The 19,221-nt window shown below is 67.9% G+C and carries 21 protein-coding genes (1 of these 21 cut by a window edge); 14 read left to right on the top strand and 7 right to left on the bottom strand.

Translation table 11 applies throughout. The annotated features are described in order from the left end of the window. The 4 genes from LIN44_RS03340 to LIN44_RS03325 all read right to left on the bottom strand — a co-directional run. Window positions 1-415 carry the 5' portion of an enoyl-CoA hydratase gene (locus LIN44_RS03340; protein WP_227313502.1) on the bottom strand. Its footprint begins 362 nt before the window's first position, so 415 of the gene's 777 nt are visible here — the first part of the coding sequence; its start codon is at window positions 413-415; the stop codon falls past the left edge of the window. Window positions 416-505: 90 nt separating this feature from the next. After that, the gene (locus LIN44_RS03335; protein WP_062801838.1) at window positions 506-1,258 is read right to left on the bottom strand and encodes an amino acid ABC transporter ATP-binding protein; all 753 of its coding nucleotides are present in this window, start codon (window positions 1,256-1,258) and stop codon (window positions 506-508) included. Between the two features lie 37 nt (window positions 1,259-1,295). Then, window positions 1,296-1,949, bottom strand: a complete 654-nt coding sequence (locus tag LIN44_RS03330; RefSeq protein ID WP_012353984.1) for an amino acid ABC transporter permease — start codon at window positions 1,947-1,949, stop codon at window positions 1,296-1,298. Window positions 1,950-2,049: 100 nt separating this feature from the next. Further along, entirely contained in the window at window positions 2,050-2,841 is a 792-nt protein-coding gene (locus LIN44_RS03325) for an amino acid ABC transporter substrate-binding protein (RefSeq protein ID WP_227313501.1), read from the bottom strand. Window positions 2,842-3,118: 277 nt separating this feature from the next. Here LIN44_RS03325 and paaG point away from each other — a divergent pair, with 277 nt between their 5' ends. The 3 genes from paaG to paaK are packed head-to-tail and all read left to right on the top strand — an operon-like array spanning window position 3,119 to window position 5,792. Further along, on the top strand, window positions 3,119-3,943 hold the full coding sequence (gene paaG, locus LIN44_RS03320; RefSeq protein ID WP_227313500.1) for a 2-(1,2-epoxy-1,2-dihydrophenyl)acetyl-CoA isomerase PaaG: 825 nt from the start codon (window positions 3,119-3,121) through the stop codon (window positions 3,941-3,943). Window positions 3,944-3,982: 39 nt separating this feature from the next. After that, complete coding sequence (paaI, locus tag LIN44_RS03315) at window positions 3,983-4,435, top strand: hydroxyphenylacetyl-CoA thioesterase PaaI (protein WP_227313499.1); 453 nt, start codon at window positions 3,983-3,985, stop codon at window positions 4,433-4,435. Between the two features lie 52 nt (window positions 4,436-4,487). After that, complete coding sequence (gene paaK / locus LIN44_RS03310) at window positions 4,488-5,792, top strand: phenylacetate--CoA ligase PaaK (protein ID WP_227313498.1); 1,305 nt, start codon at window positions 4,488-4,490, stop codon at window positions 5,790-5,792. A gap of 79 nt (window positions 5,793-5,871) precedes the next feature. On the opposite strand, the gene LIN44_RS03305 is transcribed toward paaK, so the two are convergent. Beyond that, the gene (locus LIN44_RS03305) at window positions 5,872-7,026 is read right to left on the bottom strand and encodes a murein transglycosylase A (RefSeq protein ID WP_227313497.1); all 1,155 of its coding nucleotides are present in this window, start codon (window positions 7,024-7,026) and stop codon (window positions 5,872-5,874) included. A gap of 124 nt (window positions 7,027-7,150) precedes the next feature. Between LIN44_RS03305 and LIN44_RS03300 the strand changes: the two genes are divergently transcribed. Further along, on the top strand, window positions 7,151-7,366 hold the full coding sequence (locus tag LIN44_RS03300) for a hypothetical protein (RefSeq protein ID WP_116357503.1): 216 nt from the start codon (window positions 7,151-7,153) through the stop codon (window positions 7,364-7,366). Window positions 7,367-7,378: 12 nt separating this feature from the next. Here the strand turns inward: LIN44_RS03300 and apaG are convergent, their stop codons facing one another. Next, window positions 7,379-7,753 carry a Co2+/Mg2+ efflux protein ApaG gene (gene apaG / locus LIN44_RS03295; protein WP_012353991.1) on the bottom strand — a complete coding sequence of 125 codons (375 nt, stop codon included), beginning with the start codon at window positions 7,751-7,753 and terminating at the stop codon, window positions 7,379-7,381. Between the two features lie 204 nt (window positions 7,754-7,957). Here apaG and rpe point away from each other — a divergent pair, with 204 nt between their 5' ends. From rpe to LIN44_RS03255, 8 genes are all read left to right on the top strand, one after another. Further along, window positions 7,958-8,659 carry a ribulose-phosphate 3-epimerase gene (gene rpe, locus LIN44_RS03290; protein ID WP_227313496.1) on the top strand — a complete coding sequence of 234 codons (702 nt, stop codon included), beginning with the start codon at window positions 7,958-7,960 and terminating at the stop codon, window positions 8,657-8,659. Beyond that, window positions 8,656-9,399, top strand: coding sequence for a phosphoglycolate phosphatase (gene gph / locus LIN44_RS03285; protein ID WP_227313495.1), 744 nt, complete (start codon window positions 8,656-8,658; stop codon window positions 9,397-9,399). Before rpe ends, gph begins: the two co-directional genes overlap by 4 nt. A gap of 424 nt (window positions 9,400-9,823) precedes the next feature. Beyond that, window positions 9,824-11,353: an anthranilate synthase component I gene (gene trpE, locus LIN44_RS03280; RefSeq protein ID WP_227313494.1), complete on the top strand. Its 1,530-nt coding sequence runs from the start codon at window positions 9,824-9,826 to the stop codon at window positions 11,351-11,353. 20 nt (window positions 11,354-11,373) lie between these two features. Further along, window positions 11,374-11,943, top strand: coding sequence for an aminodeoxychorismate/anthranilate synthase component II (locus LIN44_RS03275; protein ID WP_227313493.1), 570 nt, complete (start codon window positions 11,374-11,376; stop codon window positions 11,941-11,943). A 62-nt stretch (window positions 11,944-12,005) separates the two neighbouring features. Then, window positions 12,006-13,031, top strand: a complete 1,026-nt coding sequence (trpD, locus tag LIN44_RS03270; RefSeq protein WP_227314330.1) for an anthranilate phosphoribosyltransferase — start codon at window positions 12,006-12,008, stop codon at window positions 13,029-13,031. Between the two features lie 11 nt (window positions 13,032-13,042). After that, window positions 13,043-13,846: an indole-3-glycerol phosphate synthase TrpC gene (trpC, locus tag LIN44_RS03265; protein WP_227313492.1), complete on the top strand. Its 804-nt coding sequence runs from the start codon at window positions 13,043-13,045 to the stop codon at window positions 13,844-13,846. A 216-nt stretch (window positions 13,847-14,062) separates the two neighbouring features. Next, window positions 14,063-14,692, top strand: a complete 630-nt coding sequence (locus LIN44_RS03260) for a CYTH domain-containing protein (RefSeq protein ID WP_227313491.1) — start codon at window positions 14,063-14,065, stop codon at window positions 14,690-14,692. 28 nt (window positions 14,693-14,720) lie between these two features. Further along, the gene (locus LIN44_RS03255) at window positions 14,721-15,497 is read left to right on the top strand and encodes a uracil-DNA glycosylase (protein WP_227313490.1); all 777 of its coding nucleotides are present in this window, start codon (window positions 14,721-14,723) and stop codon (window positions 15,495-15,497) included. Window positions 15,498-15,509: 12 nt separating this feature from the next. On the opposite strand, the gene LIN44_RS03250 is transcribed toward LIN44_RS03255, so the two are convergent. Then, window positions 15,510-15,788: an acylphosphatase gene (locus tag LIN44_RS03250; RefSeq protein WP_227313489.1), complete on the bottom strand. Its 279-nt coding sequence runs from the start codon at window positions 15,786-15,788 to the stop codon at window positions 15,510-15,512. 219 nt (window positions 15,789-16,007) lie between these two features. Between LIN44_RS03250 and LIN44_RS03245 the strand changes: the two genes are divergently transcribed. Together LIN44_RS03245 and LIN44_RS03240 are read left to right on the top strand one after the other, a co-directional pair. Further along, complete coding sequence (locus LIN44_RS03245) at window positions 16,008-17,762, top strand: ABC transporter permease subunit (RefSeq protein WP_227313488.1); 1,755 nt, start codon at window positions 16,008-16,010, stop codon at window positions 17,760-17,762. Window positions 17,763-17,778: 16 nt separating this feature from the next. Then, window positions 17,779-19,107, top strand: a complete 1,329-nt coding sequence (locus LIN44_RS03240; protein ID WP_227313487.1) for a nitrate/sulfonate/bicarbonate ABC transporter ATP-binding protein — start codon at window positions 17,779-17,781, stop codon at window positions 19,105-19,107. The last annotated feature ends 114 nt before the right edge of the window (window positions 19,108-19,221 follow it).

The raw sequence follows: 19,221 nt of genomic DNA, 5'->3' as shown, positions 1-19,221 counted from the left end.
GCATGGTGCCGAGCTTGACCTCGGGCTGGCCGAATTTGGCCGAGTCCGCCGCGATGATGATGTCGCACATCATCGCCAGCTCGCAGCCGCCACCCAGCGCATAACCGGCCACGCCCGCGATCACCGGCTTACGGATCTTGCGGATGGTTTCCCAGTTGCGGGTGATGTAGTCGCCCTTGTAGACATCCATGAAGGAATACTTGGCCATCATGCCGATGTCGGCGCCGGCGGCAAAGGCGCGCTCGCTGCCGGTGATGACGATGGCGCCGATACCGTCATCCTGGTCGAAGGCGGTCAGCGCGGTGCCCAGTTCATCCATCAGCGCATCATTGAGCGCATTCAGGGCCTTGGGGCGGTTCAGCGTGACCAGGCCAACGCGGCCGCGGGTCTCGACCAGGATGTTTTCGTACGGCATGTCTTCTCCTATCTATGTGTGGTCAGGCGGATGGCATGTCGCCACCGGCTGCGGGCTATTCTGCCATCGGTTGCGGCGTGGCGGCGCCAGCTAGAGCATGTGCGCCAGGAATTCGCGGGTGCGCGCGTGGGCGGGTGCCCCGAACACTTCGCCGGGCGGGCCTTCCTCCAGAATCCGGCCCTCGTCCATGAACACGACGTGGTTCGCCACTTCCCGCGCAAACCCCATTTCGTGAGTGACGACGAGCATGGTCATATGCTCCTCCGCCAGTTGCCGCATGGTGCGCAGCACCTCGCCGGTCAGTTCCGGATCCAGCGCGGACGTGGGCTCGTCGAACAGCATGATGTCGGGTTCCATCGCCAGCGCGCGCGCGATCGCCACGCGCTGCTTCTGGCCGCCGGACAGCCGCGCCGGGTAGCTGTCGCGCTTGGCCAGCAGGCCGACCTTGCGCAGCAGTTCCTCGGCCTTCGGAATCACCGCATCGCGCCGCAGTCCCTTGACAGTCACCGGCGCCTCGATGATGTTCTGCAGCACCGTCATGTGCGGAAACAGGTTGAACGACTGGAACACCATGCCCATCTTGCGGCAGATGCGGCGTACTTCGGCGTCCGCCACATAACGGGCCGCTCCGTCGGGGCCGGCGGCGGCGAGCGTCTCGCCCTCGATGTGAAGGGTGCCGCGGTCGATCACCTCGAGATGGTTCAGGCAGCGCAGCAAGGTACTCTTGCCCGAGCCCGACGGGCCGATCACCGCGGTGACATCGCCCTTGCGCAAGGTCAGCGAAACGCCGCGCAAGACCTGCAGCGGGCCGAACGACTTGAAGATGTCCCGCGCCGCGATCATGACGCCGGCCGCATCGTGGGAAGGGACGCCGTTCGGGTCAGTCATCATGTTTGGCATAGCGTTTTTCGAGATTCTGGAAAAACCAGGTCAGAATCAGCGTCATCACGAGGTAGAACAGCGCGGCGACGAGGAAAGGCGTGGTGGTGAAATCGCGCTGCACGATGCCGCGCGCGGTGCGCAGGATGTCGTTGAGCGCCAGCACGTAGATCAGCGAGGTGTCCTTGATCAGCGTAATGGTTTCATTGCTGACCGGCGGCAGCACGCGGCTGACCATCTGCGGCAGCACGACGCGGCGCATGGTCTGGAAGTAGGTCATGCCCAGCGCCTTGCTGGCCTCGTACTGGCCGCGGTCGACGGACTTGATTCCGGCGCGGAAGATTTCCGCGAAGTACGCGGCGTAGTTGAGCGCGAAGGCCACCACTGCCGCGGGAAAATCAGGCAGCCGCACGCCGATGACCGGCACGAACGGCAGCGCGAAATAGATAAACAGCATCTGCAGCATCAGCGGCGTGCCGCGCATCAGCCAGATATAGCCGTTGACCAGGCCGCTCAGCAGCGGCCAGGACGAAATGCGTGCCAGTGCCAGCGCAAGCCCGAGCGGCACCGACAGGGCGAGCGTGATGGCGAATAGCGTCAGCGTGACTTTGGCACCCTGCGCCAGCGGCAGCAGAAGAGATAGGACGTAATCCATGCTCGCGCGTACAGAAGGAGGTAATTCCCCGGAAAGCCCGGCGAACGGGTCGGGGTGGCGTGCCCCCGTCTCAACCGCGGGGCGTCACGCCGGATCTGGATTACTTGGTGAGGTCGGTGCCGAACCACTGGGTGGCGATGCGCGCCGCGGTGCCGTCCTGCTTCATCGACGCCAGGGTCTGGTCGAGCTTGCCGAGCAGTTCGGCGTCATCCTTGCGCACGCCGACGCCGTAATCCTCGGTGCCGAAGTTTTCCTCCAGCACGCGGTATTCGCCGGCACGCTTGCTGATCAGGTAGCGGCCCACCACTTCATCGACCACGATCGCGTCGAGGCGGCCTGCCGACAGGTCCATCAGCGCCGTCACGTTATCGCCGAAGGTCTTCAGTTCCTTCAGGCTCGCGGCAATCTGGCTTTCCTTCTTGATGGCATCCACCGCGCTGCTGCCGTCCTGCGCGCCGACGGTGCGGCCAGCCAGGTCAGCCTTGGCCTTCACCGGCGACTGGGCGCCGACGATGACGATCTGGTGGTTGGTCATGTAGGGCGCGGTAAAGCTGATGTTCTTCTTGCGCTCTTCGGTAATGGTCAGCCCGTTCCACAGCACATCGACGCGCTTGCCGTTCAGCTCCGCCTCCTTGGCGCTCCAGTCGATCGGCTTGAACTCGACCGTCATGCCGAGCCGGCGGCTGGCCTCCTTGGCCATGTCGATATCGAAGCCAACCAGCTCGTTGTTGGCATCGCGGAAACCCATCGGCGGGAAATTGTCGTCCAGGCCCACGATGATCTTGGTGGCCGTATCCGTGCCGGCGGCGGGCGCGGGGGCGGATTCTTTCTTGCCGCACGCGGCGAACAGCGCGACGGACGAGATCAGGAGCAATGCAGCGAGCTTCTTCATAGGAGTTCCAATGCGAATGGGAGAGCGCGCCGGGATTCGCTTGCGCAGGCCGGCGGGGTTTCAGATTGTTGTTGGCAGCGCGATTATAGAGCGGCGCCATCGGCCGGCATTGCGCAGTGGCCGGCATTCGCGCCAATCTCGCCTCGCCAGCGGGTAAAAATTGGTGCTAACATTGTCCGACCGACTGGTCGGTTTATTTTAGAGGCCCGCCTCAGCCCGCATAGACGTACCGACCGCAAGTGCTGGAGTCCTCGATTCCATTCGGCAGGAGACAACAATGCCCCCGACGTCCACGCCCGCTGGCCAGCCGGTCAGCATCGAGAGCGGCCCCATCCTGCTGGCATGGCAGGGTCAGGTCGCGGTCATCACGCTCAATCGTCCCGACAAGCTCAACAGCTTCACCCGCGCCATGCACCAGGCGCTGCAGCAGGCGCTCGACCAGGTCGAGGCCGGCGGCGCCCGCGCCCTGCTGCTGACGGGCGCGGGCCGCGGCTTCTGCGCCGGCCAGGATCTGGCCGACCTGGATTTCACGCCGGGGCACATGACCGACCTGGGCGAGCTGATCGATACCTGGTTCAACCCGCTGATCCGCCGCTTGCAGGCGCTGCCGCTGCCGGTGGTAGCGGCGGTCAACGGCACCGCCGCCGGTGCCGGCGCCAACCTCGCGCTGGCCTGCGACATGGTGCTGGCGGCGCGCTCCGCCAGCTTTATCCAGGCCTTCGTCAAGATCGGGCTGGTGCCGGATTCGGGCGGCACCTGGCTGCTGCCGCAGCGCATCGGCATGGCGCGCGCGCTGGGCCTGGCCATGACCGGCGAGCGCCTGAGCGCCGAGGAGGCCGAAAACTGGGGCCTGGTCTGGCAGACCATGGACGACCCGCTGCTGCCGGAACAGGCGCTGGCGCTGGCCACGCACCTGGCCGGGCAGCCGACGCGCGCGCTCGCCGCGATCAAGCGCGCCATGTACGCCAGCGCCACCGCAACGCTCGACGCCCAGCTCGACCTGGAACGCGACCTGCAGCGGGAACTGGGCCAGTCCGCCGACTATGCCGAGGGGGTCAACGCCTTTCTCGCCAAGCGCGCCCCGCACTTCACCGGCAAGTAGACCGCGGGCCCGCCCCGCATTCCCTGACAGGAGACCAGCTTGAAACAGGACCCCCAGGCCCTCGCGGAAGCCGCCGCCGCGGCAATGTATGAAGCCGACACCTGCAGCCGCTGGCTGGGCATCACGGTCGAGGCGGTGCGGCCGGGCTATGCGCGGCTCACCATGCCGGTGCGCAAGGAATTCCTCAACGGCCATGGCATCTGCCATGGCGGCCTGATGTTTACGCTGGCCGATTCGGCCTTCGCTTTTGCCTGCAACAGCCATAACATCAACACCGTGGCGGCCGGCTGCAGCATCGAGTTCCTGCGGCCGGTGCACGGCGGCGACGTGCTTACCGCCGAAGCCGCCGAGCAGGTCCTGTCCGGCCGGCACGGCATCTACGATATCCGCGTGACCAATGCCGCGGGCCAGGTGGTGGCGATGTTCCGCGGCAAGTCCGCGCAGATCAAGGGACACGTGGTGCCGCCACCTGACGTAACCGAAGGCGCCTGAGGCAGCCCCGGCAAGACACTGACGACAAACGCCCCCCCGTGCAGGAGACCCCATGAGCACGCGCCTGACCGATCTGCCCCTGGATCCGATCGAGACCGCCAGCCGCACCGAGCTGCAGGCGTTGCAGCTGGAGCGGCTGAAATGGTCGCTCCACCACGCCTACGCCAATTCGCCGGTCTACCGGCGCAAGTTCGACGAGGCCGGCGTGCACCCGGACCAGCTGCAATCGCTCGCCGACCTGGCCCGCTTTCCGTTCACCAGCAAGCAGGACCTGCGCGACAACTACCCGTTCGGCATGTTCGCGGTGCCGCAGGACCGGGTGGCGCGCATCCATGCCTCCTCGGGCACCACCGGCAAGCCGACCGTGGTCGGCTACACGCTGCAGGACATCGACAACTGGGCCACGGTGATGGCGCGCTCGATCCGGGCCTCGGGCGCGCGCCGCGGCGACAAGGTGCACATCAGCTACGGCTACGGACTCTTCACCGGCGGACTGGGCGCGCACTACGGGGTCGAGAAGGCCGGCCTGACCGCGATCCCGTTCGGCGGCGGGCAGACCGAGCGGCAGGTGCAGCTGATCCAGGACTTCAAGCCGGAAGTGATCATGGTCACGCCCAGCTACATGCTGGCGATCGCCGACGAATTCGAGCGCCAGGGCATCGATCCGGCCAGCACCTCGCTGCGCGTGGGCATCTTCGGCGCCGAGCCGTGGACGCCGGAAATGCGGCTGGCGATCGAGAAGCGCATGGGCATTTCGGCGGTCGATATTTATGGCCTGTCGGAAGTCATGGGGCCCGGGGTGGCCAACGAATGCGCCGAGACCAAGGACGGCCCCACCATCTGGGAAGACCATTTCTACCCGGAGATCATCGACCCCGACACCGGCGCGGTGCTGCCGGATGGCGAGTTCGGCGAACTGGTGTTCACCTCGCTGACCAAGGAAGCCATGCCGGTGGTGCGCTACCGTACGCGCGACCTGACCCGGCTGCTGCCGGGCACGGCCCGCGCGGCATTTCGCCGCATGGAGAAAGTCACCGGCCGCACCGACGACATGATGATCGTGCGCGGCGTCAACGTGTTCCCGTCGCAGATCGAGGAACTGATCCTCAGGCACGCCGAACTGGCGCCGCACTACCAGTGCGTGCTGGCCAAGGAAGGCCACCTCGATACGCTGACGGTGCGGGTCGAATGCGCGCATGGCAGCGACACGGCGCAGGCGCACCCCGCGCGCGAGCGGCTGGCGCACGAGATCAAGTCTTATATCGGCGTGACCGCGGGGATCGAGGTGCTGCCGGAGGGCGGGATCGAGCGGTCAGTGGGAAAGGCCAAGCGGATCGTGGATCAGCGCAAGCGCTGAGATCGCGGGTTTTGCTCCCCTCTCCCACAAACAAATGGGAGAAGGGAGACAACCTTCGCAGTATTAGCTCTGTCGACGCTCAGCTGCGCGGCATCAGCACCCACATCCTGCCGCCCTGCTTCATCCGTCCGGCGGTCTCGCCGGCGGCATCGCCGGCGCCCCAGAAGAAGTCCGCACGCACGCCGCCCTTGATGGCGCTGCCGGTATCCTGCGCGAACATCAGGCGCTGGATCGGCTCGGTCGACAGCGGACGCGTGGTCGACAGGAACACCGGCACGCCCAGCGGGATCGTGGCCGGGTCGACCGCGATCGAGCGCTCGGCGGTCAGCGGCACGCCCAGCGCGCCCACCGGGCCGTCGTTGCTGGGCGGCAGCTCGCGGAAGAAGACAAAGCGCGGGTTGATGTTCAGCATCTCCTCGACGCGGCCGGGATTGGCACGCGCCCACGCCTTGATGCCCTGCATGGTGGCCTGCGCCGGGGTGATCTCGCCGCGGTCCAGCAGCCACTTGCCGAACGAGCGGAACGGCTGCTCGTTGGTGCCGCCGAAGCCCACCCGCATCATGCTGCCGTCCGCCATGCGGATGCGGCCCGAGCCCTGGATCTGCAGGAAGGCGGCCTCGACCGCGTCGTCGACCCAGACCAGCTCGTTGCCGCGCATGGCGGGGTTCTGCAGCAGATCGGCGCGCGCCGGCAGCGCGCGGTTGCCGAACTGCGCCGGCTTGCGGTACAGCGGCACCTGGAACCTGCCCTGGCGCGTGCGCGAGCCATGCAGGATGGGCTCGTAGTAGCCGGTGATCAGGCCGCTGTCGGTGCCGTCGCCGTTGACCACGCGGTAGGGCTGGAAGTTGCTTTCGAAGTACGCGCGCAGCGCGTTGATGTCGCCGGCGTTGACCATCATGCCGGCGGCGCAGGCGCGGCTCCATTCCGCGCGCTTCTTCAGCGCCTGGCAGCTTTGCTGCAGCGCCGGCCAGGCGGCGCGCACATCGTCCTGGGCCCAGCCGCCGATCTCGGCCCAGCTGGCCGCCTGCAGCCGGCCCTTCTGCGACGACGCCGTCGGCGGCGCGGTGCCGGACGGGGTGGTCTCGATGCGCGGCGGCGGGCCGCTCATGCAGCCGGCCAGCAGTACCGCCGCGCCGGCCAGCGCGAGCCAGCCGCGCAGGCGGCCCATGCGCAGCGAGGGCGAGGAAGAAGCCAGGGAAACCTGGGGAGTCGGGAAAGCGTCCGCGTATGCCATCTTGCTATTGTTCAAAGTCCTGGAAGCTGCAGCCTGCAGGGCGCATTGCGCTGGAATGCCCCTACAATGCCACCGTCATCCCTCAACCACTGCCTGCGCCCCCGCGGGCCGCGCTGCATCTGCCATGAGCAAGTTCTTCGAAGCCCATCCCATGCTGCTGTTCGCCCTGGAAGCCGGCGTGGCGCTGTTCCTGCTGATCTTTATCGTGGTCTGGACCATGGGCACGGCGAAAAAGCATCCGCGTCCCACCCGCGCGCCGTCGGAGCACCCGTCGCGCCAGCCGGCGCCGGGCGACACGCAAGCGCCGCCGCAGGATCAGGACAGCGCACCGCGCCCGTAGGTTCCCCCAGGTTCAGTGCAGCATGCGCGGCAGCACCAGCGCGAATTCGGGGATCGGCACCTCGAAGCGGTGACCGTCCTCGGCCACGCAGAAGTATTCGCCCTTCATCGAGCCCACCGGGGTCGAGATCGTGGCCCAGCTGGTGTACTCGAAATGCTCGCCCGGCTTGAGCAGCGGCTGGTGGCCGACCACCCCCAGCCCGGCGACTTCCTGGGTGCCGTTGTCGCTGTCCGTGATGATCCAGTGGCGCGAGATCAGCTGTGCCGCGACCTCGCCGGTATTGTGGATGGTGATGGTGTAGGCGAAGGCATGGCGCCCGCGCTCGGGGTCGGACTGGTCCGGCAGGTACTGGGTGCGCACCGACACGGAGAAGGCGTACTCGCTCATTTGGGCAGGGCCGGCGGCGGGACCGGCCGGCAGGGGAAATGGGTAGCCGCATTGTGCGGGATGGGCGCGGGACGGGCAAGAGCACGGGACGGGCGCCGGCCGGGCGCGATCCCACCCGGCGGGCGTAGAATATCGGTCTTTCAACGCCGCGCGGCCCGCCGCCAGCGGCGATAACAGCATTCCCCGCATTCACCGCGCGCCATCATGACCCAGCCCAGCTTCCGCATCGCCCCCTCCATCCTCTCCGCCGACTTTGCCCGCCTGGGCGAGGAAGTGCGCCGCGTGACCGAGGCCGGCGCCGACTGGATCCACTTCGACGTGATGGACAACCATTACGTGCCCAACCTGACCGTGGGCCCGCTGGTGTGCGAGGCGATCCGCCCGCACGTGACAGCGCCGATCGACGTGCATCTGATGGTGCGCCCGGTGGACCGGATCATCCCGGACTTTGCCAAGGCCGGCGCCAATATCATCACCTTCCACCCCGAGGCCAGCGAACACGTCGACCGCTCGCTCGCGCTGATCCGCGATAACGGCTGCCAGGCTGGCCTGGTGTTCAACCCGGCCACGCCGCTGCACCACCTGGACCACGTGATGGACCGCCTCGACGTGATCCTGCTGATGTCGGTCAACCCGGGCTTCGGCGGCCAGTCGTTCATCCCCGAGACGCTGAACAAGCTGCGCGCCGTGCGCCAGCGCATCGACGCCTACACCGCGCGCACCGGCCGCACCATCCTGCTGGAAGTGGACGGCGGCGTGAAGGTCGACAACATCGCTGAGATCGCCCGGGCCGGCGCCGACACCTTCGTGGCGGGCTCGGCCGTGTTCGGCAAGCCCGATGCCGACGGCGGCTACCGCGGCATCATCTCGGCGCTGCGCGGCGAACTGGCCAAGGCCGCCCAATGACCGAGGGCGTGGTGCTGCGCCGCGCCGACTGGCGCGGCATCGAAGGCGTGATCGTCGACCTGGACGGCACCATGGTCGACACCGCGGGCGATTTCCACGCCTCGATCAACGCCATGCTGCTGACGCTGGGCCGCCAGCATCCCAACCTCGGGCCGGTGGCACCGATGTCCGAGCAGGAAATCGTCAGCTACGTCGGCAAGGGCTCGGAAAACCTGATCCGGCGCGTGCTGGACGCGCGCTTTTCGCCGCTGCACGCCAACGGCCTGTTTGCCGATGCCTACGCGCTTTACGACCGCGAGTACATCCGCATCAACGGCCAGTTCTCGCAGGTCTACCCGGGCGTGCGCGAAGGCCTGGCGGCGATGAAGGCGGCCGGGCTGCGGCTGGCCTGCGTGACCAACAAGCCTTACAGCTTCACCGAGCCGCTGCTGGCCAAGACCGGCCTGGCCCAGTACTTCGAGCTGGTCTATGGCGGCGACGCCTTCCCGCTGCGCAAGCCCGACCCGTTCCCGCTGCTGAAGGTGGCCGATGCCTTCGGCCTGGAGCCGTCGGCGATGGCGGCGCTGGGCGACTCCGAAAACGACGCGCAGGCAGCGCGCGCGGCCGGCATGGGGGTGCTGCTGGTGCCCTATGGCTACAACCATGGCAACCCTGTACAAGGCGTCGACGCCGATGGTATAGTCGACTCCATTGCCCATGCCGCAGCGCTTTTTGCCGCACACCGGGCCGGTCATCGATAGTCCGTCGATCCCGACCAAATCCTGAATTTCAATGTTTCTCAACCGCAAACGCATCTCTTCTGGCAGTGATCGGCAGGCCTGGCCCTGGCGTCGCTGGCGCGCCTCCCAACAGGCGTAAAGTGCGTTCGCGAGTCTGCTGACACGCCTTCGATCCGAAGGCGTTGCCACCACCGGCCCAGGCGACCAGCCATGCCGGGCATCACCACCCAAACCCGCCGAGCCAGCGTAGCCCGATTTCTCTGCTACGTTTAGCTCAAGAACGCGCCGCACGCCCTCATTCCGGCCGTGTGCAGCCTTGTCCGCAAGCTGGCTGCATCACGGTCCGCAACCGGGGCGGAATTCCCATACGCTCCAGCCAACTCTGCCGACAAGCGGCACCGCGCCAGGCCATCGCCCGCGGCGCGGGCCGAACAAGAGGACCGACATGACCGAACTGGAATTCAAATCGCTGGCCGACCAGGGCTACAACCGCATCCCGCTGATCGCCGAGGCCTTTGCCGACCTGGAAACGCCGCTGTCGCTGTACCTGAAGCTGGCCCAGTCGCAGACCCGCGGGGTCAACACCTTCCTGCTCGAATCCGTGGTCGGCGGCGAGCGCTTCGGGCGCTATTCCTTTATCGGCCTGCATGCCCGCACGCTGCTGCGCGCCTACGGCAACCGCACCGAGGTGGTGACCGACGGCAAGGTGGTGGAAACCCACGAAGGCAATCCGCTCGACTTCATCGCCGCGTTCGAAAAGCGCTTCAAGGTGGCGCTGCGCCCCGGCCTGCCCCGCTTCTGCGGCGGCCTGGCCGGCTACTTCGGCTACGACGCGGTGCGCTATATCGAGAAGAAGCTGGCCAATACGCAAAAGCCCGACGACCTGAACCTGCCCGACATCCAGCTGCTGCTGTGCGAAGAGCTGGCGGTAATCGACAACCTGTCGGGCAAGCTCTACCTGATCGTCTACGCCGACCCGACCACGCCCGAGGCCTATTCGCGCGCGCGCCAGCGCCTGCGCGAGCTGCGCATGAAGCTGCGCCAGCCGGTCGACGTGCCGGTCACCAGCCCGTCGGTGCAGACCGAGGTCTACCGCGAGTTCGCCAAGGCCGACTACCTGGCCGCGGTGCACAAGGCCAAGGAATACATCATGGCCGGCGACATGATGCAGGTGCAGATCGGCCAGCGCCTGGTCAAGCCCTACCGCGACGCGCCGCTGTCGCTGTACCGCGCGCTGCGCTCGCTGAATCCGTCGCCGTACATGTACTTCTACAACTTCGGCGACTTCCAGGTGGTGGGCGCGTCGCCGGAGATCCTGGTGCGGCAGGAGCAACGCAAGGTCGGCACCAATGGGGAAAACGGCGGCGAGACCCGCACCGAACACATCGTCACCATCCGCCCGCTGGCCGGCACGCGCCCGCGCGGCAATACGCCGGACAAGGACGCGCAGCTGGCCACCGAGTTGCTCAACGACCCGAAGGAGATTGCCGAGCACGTGATGCTGATCGACCTGGCGCGCAATGACATCGGCCGCATCGCCGAGACCGGATCAGTCAAGGTCACCGACAAGATGGTGATCGAGAAATACTCGCATGTGCAGCATATCGTCAGCTCGGTCGAGGGCACGCTGCGCGAGGGCATGAGCAACCTCGACGTGCTGCGCGCGACCTTCCCGGCCGGCACGCTGTCGGGCGCGCCCAAGGTCCATGCGATGGAGATCATCGACGAGCTCGAGCCGCGCAAGCGCGGCATCTATGGCGGCGCGGTGGGCTACCTGTCGTTCGGCGGCGAGATGGACCTGGCCATCGCCATCCGCACCGGCATCGTCAAGGACGGCAACCTCTACGTGCAGGCCGCCGCCGGCATCGTCGCCGACTCGGACCCCGAAGCCGAATGGAGGGAAACCGAGGCCAAGGCGCGCGCCGTGATCCGCGCCGCCGAGCAGGTCCAGGATGGCCTGGACTCCGACATCTGAGAGAACAGGAGACAGACGCCATGCTGCTGATGATCGACAACTACGATTCGTTCACCTACAACCTGGTCCAGTACTTCGGCGAACTGGGCGTGGACGTGCGCACCTATCGCAACGACGAGATCACCATCGAGGAAATCGAGGCACTGAAGCCCGACCATATCTGCGTGTCGCCCGGCCCGTGCAGCCCGAAGGAGGCCGGCATCTCGGTGGCGGCGCTGCAGCACTTCGCCGGCAAGATCCCGATGCTGGGCGTGTGCCTGGGCCACCAGGCCATCGGCGAAGCGTTCGGCGGCAAGGTGATCCGCGCCAAGCAGGTGATGCACGGCAAGGTCAGCACCATCGAGACCACGCAGCAAGGCGTGTTCAGCGGGCTGCCCCGGCACTTCGACGTGACGCGCTATCATTCGCTGGCGATCGAGCGCGAAACCCTGCCCGATTGCCTGGAGATCACCGCCTGGACCCCGGACGGCGAAATCATGGGCGTGCGCCACAAGTCGCTCGCCATCGAAGGCGTGCAGTTCCATCCCGAGTCGATCCTGTCCGAGCACGGCCATGCGCTGCTGGCCAACTTCGTCAAGGCGCCGCGATGAGACTGCTCGATTCCGCGCCCGCCAGCCTCCATCACGCCATCCAGACTGTCAACGAGAACGCCATGATCACGCCGCAAGAAGCCCTGACGCGCTGCATCGAACACCGCGAAATCTTCCATGACGAAATGCTGCACCTGATGCGGCAGATCATGCAGGCGCAGATCTCGCCGGTGATGGCCGCGGCGATCCTGACCGGGCTGCGCGTCAAGAAGGAAACCATCGGCGAAATCTCGGCCGCCGCGCAAGTGATGCGCGAGTTCGCCAACAAGGTGACGGTGAAGGATCGCGCCAACTTCGTCGATATCGTCGGCACCGGCGGCGACGGCTCGCACACCTTCAATATCTCGACCGCGTCGATGTTCGTCGCCGCCGCCGCCGGCGCGAAGATCGCCAAGCACGGCAACCGCGGCGTCAGCTCCAAGTCCGGCAGCGCCGACGTGCTGGAAGCGCTCGGCGTCAATATCATGCTGACGCCCGAGCAGGTCGGCCAGTGCATCGAAGAGACCGGTATCGGCTTCATGTTCGCGCCCACGCACCACCCGGCGATGAAGAACGTCGCGCCGATCCGCAAGGAAATGGGCGTGCGCACCATCTTCAATATCCTGGGGCCGCTGACCAACCCGGCCGACGCGCCCAACATCCTGATGGGCGTGTTCCATCCCGACCTGGTCGGCATCCAGGTGCGCGTGATGCAGCGCCTCGGCGCGCAGCACGCCATCGTGGTGTACGGCAAGGACGGCATGGACGAGGTCTCGCTCGGTGCCGCCACGCTGGTGGGCGAACTGAAGGACGGCGAAGTGCGCGAGTACGAGATCCACCCCGAAGACTTCGGCCTGTCGATGATCTCCAACCGCGGCCTGAAGGTGGCCGATGCCGCCGAGTCGAAGGACATGCTGCTCGAGGCGCTGTCCAACGCGCCGGGCACGCCGCGCGAGATCGTGTCGCTGAACGCGGGCACCGCGCTGTACGCCGCCAACGTGGCGGACTCGGTCGAAGACGGCATCCGCCGCGCGCGCGAAGCCATCGCCAGCGGCGCGGCCCGGCAGAAGCTCGACACCTTCGTGCGGGCCACGCAGCAGTTCAAGTAAGAGACGCCGCTATGTCCGACATCCTGCAGAAAATCCTGGCCGTCAAGGCCGACGAAGTCGCCGCCGCGCGCAAGCGGCGCGACCTGCCCAGCCTGCGCGCCGAGGCCGAAAGCCTGCGCAGCGAGGCCGCCCTGGCGCCGCGCGGCTTCGAGCGCGCCCTGCGCGACAAGATCGCCGCCGGCCACGCCGGCGTGATCGCCGAGATCAAGAAGGCGTCGCCGTCCAAGGGCGTGCTGCGCGAGCAGTTCGTGCCCGAGGCCATCGCCGAAAGCTATGCCACGCACGGCGCCGCCTGCCTGTCGGTGCTGACCGACGAGCACTTCTTCCAGGGCCACGCCGACTACCTCAGGCGCGCCCGCGGCGCCTGCCCGCTGCCGGCGCTGCGCAAGGACTTCATGGTCGACCTGTACCAGGTCTACGAAGCGCGCAGCTGGGGGGCAGACTGCATCCTGCTGATCGTCGCCGCGCTGGACCATGGCCTGATGGCGGAGCTGGAAGCGTGCGCGCTGGAACTCGGCATGGACGTGCTGGTGGAAGTGCACGGCGACGATGAGCTCGAGGCCGCGCTGCGGCTGAAGACGCCGCTGCTCGGCGTGAACAACCGCAACCTGCGCACCTTCGAGGTCTCGCTGGCCAACACGCTGGACCTGCTGCCGCATATTCCGGCCGGCAAGCTGGTGGTGACGGAATCGGGCATCCTGGGGCAGGCGGATGTGAAACGCATGCGCGATGCCAATGTGCATGCGTTCCTGGTGGGCGAGGCGTTCATGCGGGCGAAGGATCCGGGGGTGGAGCTGGCGCGGTTGTTTGGCTGATGTAAATCGCGTCGGATTCAATCTGCCGCTTGTTTGCTCCCCTCTCCCGCGCGCGGGAGAGGGGCCGGGGGTGAGGGCAGGCGCGTCGCTCGCGATATGGCGCATTGGTCCGCAACGGCCCGCCCTCACCCTAACCCTCTCCCGCAAGCGGGAGAGGGGACCGGTTGGTGGTGATGGGGAAGCCATCGCCATTGCCCACCGCTGATTCGCCCCACCATGCCCCAGGAAATCGAACTCAAGCTCGCCGTCCCCGACGCCGCCCTCGCCCCGCTGGCCGCCTGGCTCGACGCCAACGGCCTGCCGCAAGGCGCAGCCGCGCTGCTCAATGTCTACCTCGACACGCCCGGGCGCGACCTGGCGCAGGCGCGCGCCGCGCTGCGCCTGCGCCGCAAGGGCGCGCAGTGGCTGCAGACGCTGAAGACCGCCGGCAGCAGCCAGGGCGGCCTGGCCACGCGGCATGAATGGGAAACCGCCATCGCTGGTGAGGCCATCGAGCTGCAGACCTTCCCCGCTGAAGCGCAAGCCGTGCTCGCGCCCCTGGTAGGCGAGCTGGCACCGGTGTTCCGCACCGACTTCGTGCGCCGCAGCTGGATCGTCACGCAGGACGGCGCGCGCATCGAAGCCGCGCTCGATACCGGCACCATCACCGCGCCGGCCAGCGCCGCGCAGGAACGCATCCAGGAACTCGAACTGGAATGGCTCGACGGCGATGCCGGGCACGCCGCCGATGCGCTGCGCGCCTTCGCCGCAAGGCTTGCCGCCGTGGTGGCACTGGCGCCCTCCGACCTGAGCAAGGCTGCGCGGGGCTACCGCCTGGCCGGGATCGCCGAAGGCAAGGCGTCATAATCGCGGTTTTGTCGCCGCGCATTCCAGCATGCAAGCCGATCTTTTTGCCGCCGAAGCGCCCCCTGCCCCCGGCGAACCCTCTCCCGCCGCCAGCCTGCAGGCCCAGGCCGACGCCCTGCCCGCCGCCTGGCGCGCCTTGCTCGAACCCTGCATCGCCGTGCCGGCGTGGCGCGAACTGGCCGCCTTTGTCGACGGCGAGCGCGCCGCCGGCAAGCCGGTGTTCCCGCACCATGTCTTCCACGCGCTGCACCTGACGCCGCCCGATGCGGTCAAGGTGGTGATCCTGGGCCAGGACCCCTACCACGGCACCGGCACGGTCGGCGGCGTCGAGCTGCCGCAGGCGCATGGACTGGCCTTTTCGGTGCCCGAAGGCGTCAAGGTGCCGCCGAGCCTGCGCAACATCTTCAAGGAAATCGCCGCCGAATTCGGCACCGACGGCAATTGCCCGCCGCGTACCTCCGGCAACCTGGAAGGCTGGGCCCGCCAGGGGGTGCTGCTGCTCAATACCGTGCTGACGGTCGAGCAGGGCCAGGCCGCCAGCCATGCGCGGCGCGGCTGGGAAGCGGTCACCGATTGCGTGATCCAGCACCTCGCCGCCAGCCGGCCCAACCTGGTGTTCATGCTGTGGGGCAGCCATGCGCAGGCCAAGAAGCCGCTGCTGGGCGCCGGCCACTGCGTGCTGGAAGCGCCGCACCCGTCGCCCTTGTCGGCGCACCGGGGCTTCCTGGGCTGCGGCCACTTCCGCGAAGCCAACCGCTGGCTGGCGGCGCACGGCCGCACGGCGATCGACTGGACCGCCGCCTAGCGCACCGGGCCGCTAGACCGTGGGCCGGAACTCGAAGCCGGCAAACTCGCCTTCGCCGCGCCCGACCTCGACAAAGGTCACTTGCGCCGCCGGCGGGCCCTGCTCCATCCACGCCTGCAGCGCTTCCAGCTGCCTGACCGTGCCGTGCGCCATCACCTCGACGGTGCCGTCGGCCCGGTTGCGCACCCAGCCGCCCAGGCCGAGTTCGTCCGCCGCGTCGGCGCAAGCGGCGCGATAGCCCACGCCCTGCACGCGCCCATGGGCGACCAGGCGCCAGGTTGCCTTGTTCATGGTGGGTTCCCCGCGAGCGCACGCGACGCGTGCGCGTTGTGTCATCGACACCAAGTAAACTAGACCGCCATGCCGGGCGTTACCAGGGGATGCGCGCCGCCCGGCGCTCAGCATGAAGCCGGCGGCACGCGGGCTTTGCCATTGTCCGCCGGGGCCGCGAACCAGGGGTCAGGCCACAAGCCTGCACCCGCCAAGCTCGACACAGCCCGAGAAGCGCCCATGATGCCACCCGCCGACCGCAGCGCGGCCCAGCCCGCCCCTGGCTTTGACAGCCAGCTGCTGCGCGCCCCGCCCAACCGCTTCGACCTGGCGCTGCTGCCGATCATCCTGGCCGTGATCGTGATGATCGCGTTCGCGGCGCAGCAGATGAATGTCCCGTTCCGGCCCGAGCAGCCACTGGCGGTGCACCTGGACGTGGCCTACCTGCCCTACTACCTGATGCGCACCAGCATCCGCATGCTGGCCGCGCTGGCGGCGTCGCTGCTGTTCTCGCTGGCCTTTGCCGCGCTGGCGTCCAAGAGCCGCACCGCCGAGAAGGTGCTGGTGCCCGCGCTGGACATCCTGCAGTCGATCCCGGTGCTGGGTTTCCTGTCGATCACCGTGACCGGCTTCATCGCGCTCTTTCCCGGCAACCTGGCGGGCGTGGAGTGCGCGGCGATCTTTGCCATCTTCACCTCGCAGGCCTGGAACATGGCGTTCAGCCTGTACCAGTCGTTCCGCACCATCCCGGGCGATCTGCTCGAGGCCGCGGCCATGTTCCGGCTGTCGCCGTGGCAGCGCTTCTGGCGGCTGGAAGTGCCGTACGCCATGCCGGGACTGCTGTGGAACATGATGATGTCGATGTCCGGCGGCTGGTTCTTCGTGGTCGCGTCCGAGGCGATCTCGGTGTCGGGCCACGATATCCGGCTGCCCGGCATCGGCTCCTATATCGCGCTGGCGATCCAGCAGCAGGACCTGGCCGCGATCGGCTGGGCCATCGTGGCGATGCTGGTCGGCATCCTGCTGTACGACCAGCTGCTGTTCCGCCCGCTGGTGGCCTGGGCCGACCGCTTCCGCTTCGAGACCCTGGCGCAGGACAAGCTGCCGCAGTCGTGGCTGCTGGACCTGCTGCGCCGCTCGGCGTGGGTCGGCGCGCTGCTGGCGCAGGCGGCGGCGCTGGCCTCGCGCACGCTGGCGTGGGGCGCGCGCACGCGCGCACCGGCGCTGGCGCGGCCGGCCGATCCGCGCCGCGCGCGCTGGCTGGGCCGTGCGCGCGACGCCGCGATCGTGCTGGTCGCGCTGGCCGCACTGCTGCGCGTGGGCTATTTCGTCCACAGCGAGGTAGGCTGGGCCGAAGTCGTCCATGTGCTCTGGCTCGGCACGCTGACCATGGTGCGCGTGATCGTGCTGATTGCGCTGGCGGCGCTGGTGTGGGTGCCGATCGGCATCCGCATCGGCCTGAACCCGGACCTGGCGCGGATCGCGCAACCGATCGCGCAGTTCCTGGCGGCATTCCCGGCCAACCTGATGTTCCCGCTGGCGGTGATGCTGATCGCGCGCTTCGGGCTGAATCCGGAGATCTGGCTGAGCCCGCTGCTGATCTTCGGCACCCAGTGGTACATCCTGTTCAACGTGATCGCGGGGGCGTCGGGCATCCCCACCGAGCTGAAGCTGGCCGCGCGCAACTTCGGCCTGCGCGGCTGGCTGCTGTGGAAGCGCTTCCTGATTCCGGCGGTCTTCCCCAGCCTGCTGACCGGCCTGGTCACCGCCGCGGGCGGCTCGTGGAACGCCAGCATCGTGTCCGAATACGTGACCTGGGGCGACCGCACCATCGTCGCCACCGGCCTCGGCAGCTATATCGCCGAGACCACCGCGCGCGGCGACTTCCCGCGCATCGCGCTGGGCATCGGCGTGATGGCGCTGTTCGTGGTCGGCTTCAACCGGCTGCTGTGGAACCGCCTGTACCAACTTGCGCAGGAGCGCACCCGCCTGTAAGGCATTGAAGGCAACGATGGCAGAGAACATTGCAAGCTCCACCGCGCCGGCGGTGATCGAACTGCGCGGCGTCGGCAAGATCTTCCGCACCGCCAGCCAGAGCGACCGCGCCGTGCTCGAGGGCGTGGACCTGACCCTGCGCGAAGGCGAGATCGTCGCCATGCTGGGCAAGTCCGGCTCGGGCAAGTCCACGCTGCTGCGCATCATGGCCGGGCTGGTCGGCGCCGACCGCGGCGAGGTGCGTTTTCGCGGCCAGCGCCTGGCCGGCACCGCCGAGGGCATCGCCATGGTGTTCCAATCGTTCGCGCTGTTCCCGTGGCTGACGGTGCAGCAGAACGTGGAGCTGGGGCTGGAGGCGCAGGGCGTGCCCCGGGCCGAGCGCGAGCGCCGCGCCGAGGCCGCGATCGACATGATCGGCCTGGCCGGCTTCAACAGCGCGCTGCCGCGCGAGCTGTCGGGCGGCATGCGCCAGCGCGTGGGCATTGCGCGCGCGCTGGTGACCGAGCCCGACCTGCTGCTGATGGATGAAGCGTTCTCGGCGCTGGACGTGCTGACCGGCGAGACCCTGCGCGACGAGATGCTGGCGCTGTGGGAAAGCGGGCGCGCCAACATCAGGAGCATCCTGATCGTTTCGCACAATATCGAAGAAGCGGTGATGATGGCCGACCGCATCGTGATCCTGTCGAGCGACCCCGGACGCATCCGCGCCGAAGTGCCGGTGGCGCTGCCGCGCCCGCGCAACCGCGACAGCGCGCAGGTGCGCGCACTGGTCGATGAAATCTACGCGCTGATGACGGCCCCAACGGAAGCGCCCGTGCCCGCGCCGGCGCGCGAGATCGGCTACCGCCTGCCCGACGCCGATATCAGCCAGATGGAGGCCATCCTCGACCTGCTGTGCGAGGCGCCCTTCCACTGCCGCGCCGACCTGCCCCACCTGGCCGACGAGGCCGGCCTGACCGACGACGAACTGCTGCCGGCCTGCGAAGCGCTGCAACTGGTGCAGCTGGTGTCGATCGAGGCCGGCGACATCACCGCCACCGACGCGGGCCGCGCCTACTACGCCGCCGGGCCGCAGCAGCGCAAGGCGATCTTCGGCCGGCAACTGCTTGCCAACGTCGCGCTGGCCGCGCATGTACGGCGCGAGCTGGTGGCGAGCGAATCCGGCGAGATCGGCGAGGAACAGGTGCTCGAGGAACTGGAGCAGTTCCTCAAGCCGGCGGAGGCCGAACGCGTGCTGAGTGTGGCGATCGGGTGGGGGCGGTATGGAGAGATCTTCGAGTACAGCTACAACAGCGGGAGGTTGACGTTGCCGGAGGATGGGGGGGGGGCGGGGCACGGAGCATGAGCCTGCCGCGGGTTTTCTCCCCTCTCCCGCTTGCGGGAGAGGGGCGGGGGTGAGGGCGGGAGCTTGCAGCAGGCAAGGCGCTCACTTCGTAGTATCGCCCGCCCTCACCCCTGG

It is taken from the genome of Cupriavidus sp. MP-37 (assembly GCF_020618415.1).
GTDB lineage: Bacteria > Pseudomonadota > Gammaproteobacteria > Burkholderiales > Burkholderiaceae > Cupriavidus.
The sequence above is the reverse complement of the archived record's forward strand: the minus strand, read 5'-3'. Positions and strand labels throughout refer to the sequence as shown.

Excerpts from the sequence above, each read along its gene's own strand:
- LIN44_RS03335 (WP_062801838.1), bottom strand. The coding sequence starts at position 1,258 with ATGATCGCGGCGCGGGACATCTTCAAGTCGTTCGGCCCGCTGCAGGTC.
- LIN44_RS03330 (WP_012353984.1), bottom strand. The coding sequence starts at position 1,949 with ATGGATTACGTCCTATCTCTTCTGCTGCCGCTGGCGCAGGGTGCCAAA.
- LIN44_RS03325 (WP_227313501.1), bottom strand. The coding sequence starts at position 2,841 with ATGAAGAAGCTCGCTGCATTGCTCCTGATCTCGTCCGTCGCGCTGTTC.
- paaG (WP_227313500.1), top strand. The coding sequence starts at position 3,119 with ATGCCCCCGACGTCCACGCCCGCTGGCCAGCCGGTCAGCATCGAGAGC.
- paaK (WP_227313498.1), top strand. The coding sequence starts at position 4,488 with ATGAGCACGCGCCTGACCGATCTGCCCCTGGATCCGATCGAGACCGCC.
- LIN44_RS03305 (WP_227313497.1), bottom strand. The coding sequence starts at position 7,026 with ATGGCATACGCGGACGCTTTCCCGACTCCCCAGGTTTCCCTGGCTTCT.
- LIN44_RS03300 (WP_116357503.1), top strand. The coding sequence starts at position 7,151 with ATGAGCAAGTTCTTCGAAGCCCATCCCATGCTGCTGTTCGCCCTGGAA.
- apaG (WP_012353991.1), bottom strand. The coding sequence starts at position 7,753 with ATGAGCGAGTACGCCTTCTCCGTGTCGGTGCGCACCCAGTACCTGCCG.
- rpe (WP_227313496.1), top strand. The coding sequence starts at position 7,958 with ATGACCCAGCCCAGCTTCCGCATCGCCCCCTCCATCCTCTCCGCCGAC.
- gph (WP_227313495.1), top strand. The coding sequence starts at position 8,656 with ATGACCGAGGGCGTGGTGCTGCGCCGCGCCGACTGGCGCGGCATCGAA.
- trpE (WP_227313494.1), top strand. The coding sequence starts at position 9,824 with ATGACCGAACTGGAATTCAAATCGCTGGCCGACCAGGGCTACAACCGC.
- LIN44_RS03275 (WP_227313493.1), top strand. The coding sequence starts at position 11,374 with ATGCTGCTGATGATCGACAACTACGATTCGTTCACCTACAACCTGGTC.
- trpD (WP_227314330.1), top strand. The coding sequence starts at position 12,006 with ATGATCACGCCGCAAGAAGCCCTGACGCGCTGCATCGAACACCGCGAA.
- trpC (WP_227313492.1), top strand. The coding sequence starts at position 13,043 with ATGTCCGACATCCTGCAGAAAATCCTGGCCGTCAAGGCCGACGAAGTC.
- LIN44_RS03260 (WP_227313491.1), top strand. The coding sequence starts at position 14,063 with ATGCCCCAGGAAATCGAACTCAAGCTCGCCGTCCCCGACGCCGCCCTC.
- LIN44_RS03255 (WP_227313490.1), top strand. The coding sequence starts at position 14,721 with ATGCAAGCCGATCTTTTTGCCGCCGAAGCGCCCCCTGCCCCCGGCGAA.
- LIN44_RS03250 (WP_227313489.1), bottom strand. The coding sequence starts at position 15,788 with ATGAACAAGGCAACCTGGCGCCTGGTCGCCCATGGGCGCGTGCAGGGC.
- LIN44_RS03245 (WP_227313488.1), top strand. The coding sequence starts at position 16,008 with ATGATGCCACCCGCCGACCGCAGCGCGGCCCAGCCCGCCCCTGGCTTT.
- LIN44_RS03240 (WP_227313487.1), top strand. The coding sequence starts at position 17,779 with ATGGCAGAGAACATTGCAAGCTCCACCGCGCCGGCGGTGATCGAACTG.